At 35.5% G+C, this 9,471-nt stretch carries 10 protein-coding genes; all 10 read right to left on the minus strand.

Translation table 11 applies throughout. The annotated features are described in order from the left end of the window. Positions 1–74: 74 nt before the first annotated feature. Positions 75–794, minus strand: a complete 720-nt coding sequence (locus tag QVO42_RS05330; protein ID WP_022425121.1) for a lysophospholipid acyltransferase family protein — start codon at positions 792–794, stop codon at positions 75–77. Next, positions 791–1,255 carry a dihydrofolate reductase gene (locus QVO42_RS05335; RefSeq protein ID WP_022425122.1) on the minus strand — a complete coding sequence of 155 codons (465 nt, stop codon included), beginning with the start codon at positions 1,253–1,255 and terminating at the stop codon, positions 791–793. Before QVO42_RS05335 ends, QVO42_RS05330 begins: the two co-directional genes overlap by 4 nt. After that, entirely contained in the window at positions 1,252–2,130 is an 879-nt protein-coding gene (locus tag QVO42_RS05340) for a thymidylate synthase (protein WP_022425123.1), read from the minus strand. Before QVO42_RS05340 ends, QVO42_RS05335 begins: the two co-directional genes overlap by 4 nt. Positions 2,131–2,230: 100 nt before the next feature. Continuing rightward, positions 2,231–2,920, minus strand: a complete 690-nt coding sequence (locus QVO42_RS05345) for a hypothetical protein (RefSeq protein ID WP_006504896.1) — start codon at positions 2,918–2,920, stop codon at positions 2,231–2,233. 82 nt (positions 2,921–3,002) lie between these two features. Beyond that, positions 3,003–4,322, minus strand: coding sequence for an NCS2 family permease (locus tag QVO42_RS05350; RefSeq protein WP_022425124.1), 1,320 nt, complete (start codon positions 4,320–4,322; stop codon positions 3,003–3,005). A gap of 70 nt (positions 4,323–4,392) precedes the next feature. Then, a complete protein-coding gene (locus QVO42_RS05355) occupies positions 4,393–4,902 on the minus strand; it encodes a shikimate kinase (RefSeq protein ID WP_022425125.1) in 510 nt (169 codons plus the stop codon). Further along, positions 4,899–6,014, minus strand: coding sequence for a bifunctional chorismate mutase/prephenate dehydratase (locus tag QVO42_RS05360; RefSeq protein ID WP_022425126.1), 1,116 nt, complete (start codon positions 6,012–6,014; stop codon positions 4,899–4,901). The genes QVO42_RS05355 and QVO42_RS05360 overlap by 4 nt, the downstream gene beginning before the upstream one ends. Beyond that, a complete protein-coding gene (aroC, locus tag QVO42_RS05365) occupies positions 6,011–7,087 on the minus strand; it encodes a chorismate synthase (RefSeq protein ID WP_022425127.1) in 1,077 nt (358 codons plus the stop codon). The genes QVO42_RS05360 and aroC overlap by 4 nt, the downstream gene beginning before the upstream one ends. Further along, entirely contained in the window at positions 7,077–8,348 is a 1,272-nt protein-coding gene (gene aroA / locus QVO42_RS05370) for a 3-phosphoshikimate 1-carboxyvinyltransferase (protein WP_022425128.1), read from the minus strand. Before aroA ends, aroC begins: the two co-directional genes overlap by 11 nt. Continuing rightward, positions 8,348–9,406: a 3-dehydroquinate synthase gene (aroB, locus tag QVO42_RS05375; RefSeq protein WP_022425129.1), complete on the minus strand. Its 1,059-nt coding sequence runs from the start codon at positions 9,404–9,406 to the stop codon at positions 8,348–8,350. The genes aroA and aroB overlap by 1 nt, the downstream gene beginning before the upstream one ends. Positions 9,407–9,471 lie beyond the last annotated feature (65 nt).

The following is a 9,471-nucleotide window of genomic DNA, read 5'->3' on the forward strand; positions in this document are numbered from 1 at the left end:
ATCCTCTCCTTCCTTGTTCACTCATTATACCAAATTATCCCTTCTATTTATAGTTTCATAAAAAAAGAACATGCCTAAGCACGTTCTTCGAGTTCAGCCATTTTAGTCTGTATTCTTGATTGTACAAGATTAGCTACTTCTACGCTGTTCATATCCTTATATTCTTCATAAGGAATTGGTGATAGATAATGAATACCACAATCAACTCTCTTAATAGAATTACTGTCTAATACTTTAAAACAGTTATGCATGACACATGGAATAATTGGCACCTGTGCATCCATAGCTGGTTTAAATGAACCACCCTTGAATTCTAATAATTCATTTCCCTTTTTAGAACGTGTTCCTTCTGGGAAGATCACATAAGGGATACCTTCAGACATTTCCTTTTTAACCTGTCTCATAAGCTTCATAGAAGCTCTTAAGTTTGTACGATCAATGGCAGGATATTCCATGAATTCAGCCACATCTCTTAAGAAGATAACATCTAATAGTTCTTTTTTAAAGACAATCTTGAAAGGACGTTCAATACTGTCAAATAATGCAAGGATATCAAATAATCCCTGATGGTTTGGAGCTACAAAGAAACCACCTGTTTCAGGAAGATATTCTGTACCTGTAATAGTTAGATTAACACGTGCTCTTTTAGTTGCTTTCTTTAAAAGTCTTCTTGTCCAGTCAATACGTTCTTCAAAAGGAATCATATCCTTATGCTTCTTGATATGTTTTAACTGGAAGATCAGTACGGGTAATTCAAAGAAAAAACGAAGCACAATTAATATAAGTCTTTTCATTTTTGATAGATTTCTAGTGTAAATGTCTCAAATGGCTTTTCTTCTACGAGACGATAGTTATATTCAGAAAAGTCAGGGAAATATGTTTCTCCTGTATAATCACCAGGAATACGTGATAAAAGAATCTGATCACAATATGGAAGTGCCTGTTTATATACAGAAGCACCACCAGAAATAAAGAGGTCTTCACCGCGTTCTTTAAAAGCTTTAATAGTGCCTACTAAATCATCCACTACTTCTACTCTATCATCTTCAAAATTATGAGAAAGTACAATAGTATGACGTTTAGGTAATGGTTTACCTATTGCCTGGTAAGTTGTTTTCCCCATTAATAATGTATGATTGAGTGTTGTACTTCTAAAGCGTTTAAAGTCTTCACTATTGTGCCATGGCATCCCATTGTCTGTTCCCTTTTTCCCAATGAGATTATTTTGATCAGCTGCGACAATAATAGTAATCATACACTGACCTTACCTTTCAATGGACCATGAGACTGATAACCTTCTAGCTTGATATCTTCAATCTTAAAATCAAATAGATTATCAATGTCTTTATTTAATACAAGATGAGGAAGAGGAAGTGGTTCTCTTTCAATCTGAGTCTTAACTACATCAAAGTGATTCTTATAAATATGCGCATCACCAATAGTATGAATGAATTCTTTTGGTTCATAGCCACATACTTGTGCAAGCATACATGTAAGTAAGGCATATGATGCAATATTAAATGGAACACCTAAGAATGTATCAGCACTTCTCTGGTATAACTGACAGCTTAAATACTTCTGATCACTAGATACATAAAACTGCATAAGTGTATGACATGGTGGTAAAGCCATCTTATCTACCTGACTAGGATTCCATGCAGAAATAATATGTCTTCTAGAGAATGGGTTATTCTTTAAAGAATCAATTAGCTTTACTAACTGGTCAGTGCCTTCATTATTGAAGTTACGCCACTGTGCGCCATAAACTGGACCTAAATTACCATGTTTCTTCGCAAATTCATCATCATTCTTGATCTTTTCTACAAATTCTTCTAATGTTTCACCATTGAAGTCTTCACTCTTCTTAAAGTCTTCATAAGGCCACTCATTCCATATTTTCACATTACGGTCTACAAGATATTTGATATTTGTATCACCTTTGATAAACCATAATAGTTCTTCCGCAATAGGACGTAAATACATCTTCTTAGTAGTAAGAAGAGGAAATCCTTCACGTAAATCATAGCGTGTCTGATATCCAAATACAGAACGTGTACCAGTCCCTGTGCGGTCAGGACGGTCTTCTCCATGTTCTAGGATATATCGACACATATCTAGATATTGTTTCAAATTTTATTCCTCCTTTATGCATTTGTCCACATGATAACACAAATAATCATAAATGGGATATACAAATACTTCTTCTTTGTATAAAAAAGAAGAAGTATTTCTACTTCTTCATCTGTTCACGGTAGTTTTCCATCATACCCTTGAATATTTCAGCACTTGTAGGAGGGGTAAATGTCACTGCGTTCGCACCTGCTTCAATGACTTCTTTAATTGTGTCTTCAGTTGGTCCACCTGTCGCAATAATTGGAAAATCCTTATCAATAGCGCGTAGTGCCTTGACGATCTCTACTGTTTGTTTTCCACCAGATACATTAATGATTTTTGCGCCACTATGTAACATACGTTCTTCTAAGTCTTCATCTAGTGATACTACAGTTAAAACAATAGGAATATCTACTAAACGTGACAATTCTCTAATCATTTCTGTATGTACAGGAGCATTGAGTACAACAGCAGCTGCACCATGTAATTCTGCATCTAAGGCAATCTTGAATACTCTTGCACCATTGGTAGTTCCTCCACCTACTCCTACAAAGACTGGTTGTCTAGCGACTCCGATAATCGCATTAGTAATCTGAATAGTAGGTGTAAAAGGATAAACAGAGAGGATGGCATCAGCGTTATTATTCGCAATGAGTGCAACATCCGTACTAAACAATAAACTTTTTATACGTCTTCCATTCACATTAATACCACTGGCTTTGTACATCACTTCTGGTACTTCTACAGTATGTTTTAATGTGGACTGTATTCTTGGTGTCATTTTAGGGGTTTTCATTAAATCATTCATTTTTTCTCACTCCTTTGAGTATTATTATACTCACGTTTTAAAAACAGTATATGAACAAAAGAAAAAACCAGCAATGCTGGTTTTAGATTAAGAATGCGAAATATGCGATAAATAGTAAGAATAGTACCCAGACCATCTTGTTGATGTCTTTAGCCTGACCTGTCGCAATCATGCTGATAACATACACGATAAATCCTAATGCGATACCATTACTAATTGAATATCCAAGAATCATAAAGATGATAGTCACAAAACCACTTGCCGCAAAGATCAAGTTATCCCACTTGATATCCTTTAACTGTGACGCCATTAAGATACCAACAATAACTAAAGCTGGGGCAGTGACTGCATCAGTGATCATAGATAATACTGGATAGAAGAATACTGTTAATAAGAAACAGATTCCTGTTGTACATGATGTCAAGCCAGTACGTCCTCCTACTCCAACGCCTGAAGTAGATTCTACGAAAGATGTCACTGTAGAAGTACCAATCATTGAACCAAATACAGTACCTACAGCATCTGCAAGTAATGCACGTTCAACATTCACTAATTCACCATTTTCATCAATCAAATCAGCTTTAGATGCAACAGCTACTAATGTACCAGCTGTATCAAAGAAGTCTACGAATAATAATGAGAAAATTGCAACGATACACTGTGGATGAGTGAACATTTCGTTGAAGCCTCTTGCAAAAGCGCCTACTAAACTGAAATCAAAGTTCACTGATACAAGTTTAGAAGGTAACTGTGGCATACCTTTTAATCCAAAAATTGAACCAAATACAACACCAACTATCGCAGTAATGATTAAGCCATAAAATACGGCTGCTGGCTTATTCTTTACTAATAATACTAATGTGATGATGATTCCAAATAAAGCAAGTACTACTGTTGGATCCTTAAAGTTTCCTAGTGCTACAAATGTAGATTCACTTGCCACTACGATACCTGCATTCTTTAAACCTACGAACGCAACAAAGAACCCAATACCTGCACCAATCGCAAGCTTTAACTGTGCAGGAATCGCATTAATAATCATACGACGGATGTTTGTTACTGTAATGATGACAAAGATGATACCTGATACAAATACGCAGGCTAATGCGCCTTCAGGTGACAATCCCATCTGTCCTACAATTGTATAAGTGAATAATGCGTTAACCCCCATCCCTGGTGCAAGAGAGACTGGGTAGTTTGCCATTAATCCCATAAAGATGCTTGCGACACCTGCAGAGATTGCAGTCGCAAGGAAGACACCTTGATGACTCATGTGTGCCTGTCCTAGAATAGCAGGGTTGACTGCAAGAATATAGGCCATTGCTAGGAAAGTTGTAATACCAGCGAGTATTTCAGTCTTAACATTTGTCCCATGTTCTTTTAAGTGAAATAATTTTTCCATTCTTTTCTCCTCTCGAAACAAAGCCCTATTATAGTATATATTTACACTTTATGCAAATAAAAAAATCCCCTTATAATGGGGATTTATCGTATTTCTTCATGATATCTAGAATGGTATCTATGACTTTTTCAAGTGAACCATCATTTATAATATGATAGTCGCATGAAGACATATATTTATCTCTACGCTCTTTATCTAAGGCATAGAGTTTGTCTGGGCCATCCTTTAACAAGGGTCTGCCACTTGGATCGACATCCTTCACAATATCTTCAATTGGACGGTCAATATAGAAAACAACACCATTCTTCTTTAGATATGCAATGTTTTCAGGTCTTTTAATCACCCCACCACCAGTAGAGATGATCTTTCCTTCTAACTCAGATACTTCTTTACAGCATGTTGTTTCATTATTTCTAAAATAGTCTTCAGAAATCGCGAACATATCTGGAATGGACATATTAAAGCGATTCACAAGATAATCATCAAGGTCAATCATTTCATGACCTGTTTTTTGTGAAAGAATTTTCCCAAATGTTGTTTTACCACTGCCCATAATTCCAATTAAAACGATATTTTTCATGATTCCTTCCTTTTATAGTTACCAATCATTCTAAATGTATTGGTATATGTTTTGATTTCCTGTAAAGCACGCTGGACATGATCTTGATTCAAGTTGCCATCTATATCTAAATAGAAATAGTATTCCCATGGAGATAATGGGAGTGGTCTTGATTCAATGCGAGCCATGTTGATGTTATGTTCCTTTACAACTCTCATAACTTCATAAAGAGCACCGACTTCATGATTGACTGTGAAGACCATGCTGATACGATTGGCAGATGGTCTGATTTCATATTGTCTTGCGATAATGATAAAGCGTGTATGATTGCTTTGATCATTTTGTATTGCCTTGGCAATAATATCAAGATTATAGAGTTTAGCTGCTTCACTAGAGGCAATGGCACCGATATGTTTATCCTGTGCTTCACTGATATACTTAGCAGCTGCAGCTGTATTGAGATAGTCATGACCTTCAATATGATGTGCATTTAAGAATTCAGAAGTCTGTTTTAAGCCCTGCACATGACTATAGACATCTTTGATATCTTCTAAAGTGGCTCCTTTGATACCAAGCAAGTTCTGATCTATTGTGATAGACTGCTCACCTACAATATAAAAGCCATATTGAGTAAGTAAGTCATAGTTATCATTAATAGCACCTGTAGAAGAATTTTCTAAAGGGAGTACACCATAGTCTATTTCACCTTTTTCTAATGCCTGATAGACATCTTCAAAGTGAGGATAGTTGATGCCTTCAATGTCTCCAAACCAGCAATTCAAAGCCTGATTAGAAAAAGATCCTGGAACACCTTGGTAACCTACTTTAAAGTTTTCTATAAGTTCAGTCGCTTCATATTTCTTTAAAGGAATAAAAGTAGACTGATAGCTTTTAGATAAGTTCATTGTATCCTGAACAAACGTTTTCGCATAGGCTTCAAGAGACTTATCTTCTAGACGATCCACATTCTTTTGGATAACTTCTTTTTCTCTATCCTTCTGGAAGATCTGCATATCATGCGCTAATTTATATGTAATAACATCCTTAGCAACATGCATACGTTTTTCAAATAAGGCAATAATTTCCTTATCGATTGCATCTATTTCTTCTCGACATGTTTTTAAATCTTTCATAGTGCCTCCAGCATATCTAATACACCTAGTGCTGCCATAGCTTCTACAACGACAATCGCACGAGGAATGATACATGGATCATGTCTTCCTACGATTTCTAATTCTGTATTTTCATGTGTTTTCACATTGATTGTATTCTGTTTCAAGGAAATAGATGGGGTTGGTTTAATACCTACCGTAAAGAGTAATGGCATCCCATTAGAAATACCACCTGTAATGCCACCATTATGGTTTGTAGAAGTTTTCACTTCTTCTCCTTCATAATAGTAGGCATCATTTGTTTCTGATCCTTTAAGTAGAGTAATATCATCTAGATCACCAAATGAAACTGACTTAACTGCAGGAATACTAAAGAGTAATGGTGATAAATGGGCTTCAATACTATCAAAGAATGGATTTCCAACTCCTGCTGGTAGTCCAGTGACAGCACATTCAATCTTTCCACCTACACTATTGCCTTCTTTTCTCGCTTCTTCGATTGTTTCCTGCATTAAAGCATAGACATCATCATGAATAACAGGATAGTCTTTTTGATTTAATTCTTCTAAGTAAGATGGAGAAATATCTAAAGGATAATGCGTGTCCTTCACATCTTTAATAGAAAGAATATGTGCACCGACATGAATACCTTTTTCTTTTAAGATCTGTTTTGCGATAGCACCTGCAAAAACAATTGGTGCTGTAAGTCTTCCAGAGAAGTGTCCTCCTCCTCTCACATCATTAAAGCCTTTATATTTAATATAAGCAGGATAATCTGAATGTCCTGGACGCATATTATCCTTTAAATAAGAATAGTCTTTAGAATGCTGGGATGTATTTTTAATAATTCCACATAGTGGTGCACCTGTTGTATAACCATCTAATACACCACTGAGTATTTCTACTTCGTCTGCTTCTTTTCTTTGTGTACTCATTAGGTTCTTACCTGGCGCACGTCTTTGCATATCCTTATTAATGGCATCCATATCTAGCTTAATACCAGCAGGAAGATTACCTATTGTGATACCAATAGCCTTCCCATGGCTTTCACCAAATAAAGATAATTCGATATGATGTCCCCAATTAGCACTCATGATATTCACCACCTAGAGATGTGAAGTCTTCAAAGAAGCCTGGATAGCTCTTCTTAACACAATCCTTATCATCAATAGTAATTGGACCATTGGCACGTGTAGACAAAATAGCTTCAGCCATACACATACGATGATCATTAGAGCTTGTTACTTCTGCACTATTATAAGAATCAGAACCAACAATGGTCATGCTGTCTTCTTCTTCAACTGCATCAATACCAGCAGCTTTTAATAGTTCTACAGAAGCAGTCAGACGGTCACATTCTTTAATACGTAAACGTGATGCATTAATAATGTGTGATGTCCCTTCTGCAACACCACAAGCCACTGATACAACAGGCATCAAATCTGGACATTGTGAAGCATCAATAGTGGCAGGTTTGATTTTATCGCAGACTACTTTAATACCCGCACTTGTTTCTACAATTTCTCCACCCATCTGTTCCATAATATCTAAAATAGCTCTATCACCTTGTGATGAGTGCATATTAAGATTAGTAAGTGTAATATCACTTCCTAGTAAATCAGCAACTAGATAGAAAGCAGCTTGTGAGAAGTCTGCTTCTACATTGTAATCACATGGCTTATAGTTCTGATTACCACGGATCTGAAATGCCTGATAATCATGATTAATAATTTCAATACCAAACTTTTCTAACATATCAAGTGTTAAGTCAATATAACCTTTAGATTCTAATGGTGTAGTGATTTTAATTAAAGAATCACCCTTTAATAAAGGTAAAGTGAATAATAAACCACTGATAAATTGTGAAGAAACATTACCTGGTACTTCAAATATATCTGAATGAAGCTGACCATTTAGAATAACATCTAAACGTTCTGAGTCTTTTCTAAGGTATGCAATCTTTTGTTTATCAAAGATATCATAGTATACATCAAGTGGTCTTTGTCCAAGTTTTCCTTTACCTACAAAATGTACACGAGAAAAGTTAACTAATGATAAAGGCATTAAGAAACGTAATGTAGAACCTGATTCATGGGCATCTATTTCTACTCTTCCTAGTCCTAAAGTAATAGAACCATCAATAATTAAAGTATTGCCTTCCTGTTTAATAATAGCACCTAAGGCTTTCATACCTTCTATTGTGGCTTCAATGTCTTCTGAGTAATCAATACCGCTAATACGGCTCATACCTGGTGCGAGGGCAGCACAGATAATAGCACGATGGGCTAATGATTTAGAAGGGGGAACCGCAATTGTTCCTTGAAGTGTTTTTGGTGTAATAGTGATTTTTGTCATTATATGTCCTCTACTTCCAGAATCATCTCTTTCTGATCCTTATGTACATAATACTCTCCTATTGTTTTAAGTAAAACAAAAGATAGTGTTGAATTGATGTTTTTCTTATCTAGATCAATGGCTTTAAGTAGTTCTTTTGTAGGGACATTGGCATGAGTAGGAAGGTTATAGTGACTTAAGGCTTCTTCTATACGTTTTGTAGTGCCTTGTTCACATAAGCCTTTAAGTTCTGCGATACGCGTGATAGCTACCATACCGATTCCTACTGCTTCACCATGAGAATATTTTTCATAATGGAAATGTTGCTCGATTGAGTGTCCAATAGTATGACCAAAGTTTAAGCATAAACGATCACCAAAATCATATAAGTCCTTTTCTACAACATCTCTTTTGATATCTACACATTTATAGATGATTTCATCAATGTCTTTATAAAGATCATTAAAGTCTCTATAACCAGCTAATTGATCAAATAGTTCTTTATCCTTGATACAGCCATATTTAATGACTTCTCCCATACCATCAGTAATAAAATGAGGATCTAATGTTTTAAGAGTGAGTGGATCAATAAGAACAAGTAATGGATGTTTAAAAGCACCGACTAAGTTCTTTCCTTCAGGTAAATCTACAGCCACTTTACCACCTACTGAAGAGTCAACCTGTGATAATAATGAAGTAGGAATCTGTACAAACTTAATACCACGCATATAAGTACTTGCCACAAATCCAGCTAAATCACCAATAACGCCTCCACCTAGCGCAATAAGTAAATCAGTTCTTGTAATCTTAGCTTCTAGTAATTGTGAATAGATAGAAGGTAAAATATCAAATCTCTTAGATGGTTCTCCATGAGGAATGACTACTGTAGAGACTTCATAAGTATCTTTTAACTGATTGACTATCTGTTCTCCATAAAGTGGAAAAACGTTATCGTCAGAGACAATAACGATTTTCGCACCTGTGAAGACCTGGGAAATTAGTTCTTTTGTTTTATTTAAGATACCTTGTTCAATATATATAGGATAACTGTCTTTTCCTAAGTTTACATTTAATTTCATTTTAGATTTCCTTTCCAACAACCTTACCGATTTCTCTTAATTCTTCAATAAGTTTTGTATATTTT

The sequence above is a fragment of the Catenibacterium sp. CAG:290 genome (assembly GCF_000437715.1).
Classification (GTDB): Bacteria; Bacillota_I; Bacilli_A; order Erysipelotrichales; family Coprobacillaceae; genus Catenibacterium; species Catenibacterium mitsuoka_A.

What these genes read in the sequence shown, in the direction of transcription:
- QVO42_RS05330 (WP_022425121.1), bottom strand. Translation starts at nt 794, where the DNA reads ATGAAAAGACTTATATTAATTGTGCTTCGTTTTTTCTTTGAATTACCC.
- QVO42_RS05335 (WP_022425122.1), bottom strand. Translation starts at nt 1,255, where the DNA reads ATGATTACTATTATTGTCGCAGCTGATCAAAATAATCTCATTGGGAAA.
- QVO42_RS05345 (WP_006504896.1), bottom strand. Translation starts at nt 2,920, where the DNA reads ATGAATGATTTAATGAAAACCCCTAAAATGACACCAAGAATACAGTCC.
- QVO42_RS05350 (WP_022425124.1), bottom strand. Translation starts at nt 4,322, where the DNA reads ATGGAAAAATTATTTCACTTAAAAGAACATGGGACAAATGTTAAGACT.
- QVO42_RS05355 (WP_022425125.1), bottom strand. Translation starts at nt 4,902, where the DNA reads ATGAAAAATATCGTTTTAATTGGAATTATGGGCAGTGGTAAAACAACA.
- QVO42_RS05360 (WP_022425126.1), bottom strand. Translation starts at nt 6,014, where the DNA reads ATGAAAGATTTAAAAACATGTCGAGAAGAAATAGATGCAATCGATAAG.
- aroC (WP_022425127.1), bottom strand. Translation starts at nt 7,087, where the DNA reads ATGAGTGCTAATTGGGGACATCATATCGAATTATCTTTATTTGGTGAA.
- aroA (WP_022425128.1), bottom strand. Translation starts at nt 8,348, where the DNA reads ATGACAAAAATCACTATTACACCAAAAACACTTCAAGGAACAATTGCG.
- aroB (WP_022425129.1), bottom strand. Translation starts at nt 9,406, where the DNA reads ATGAAATTAAATGTAAACTTAGGAAAAGACAGTTATCCTATATATATT.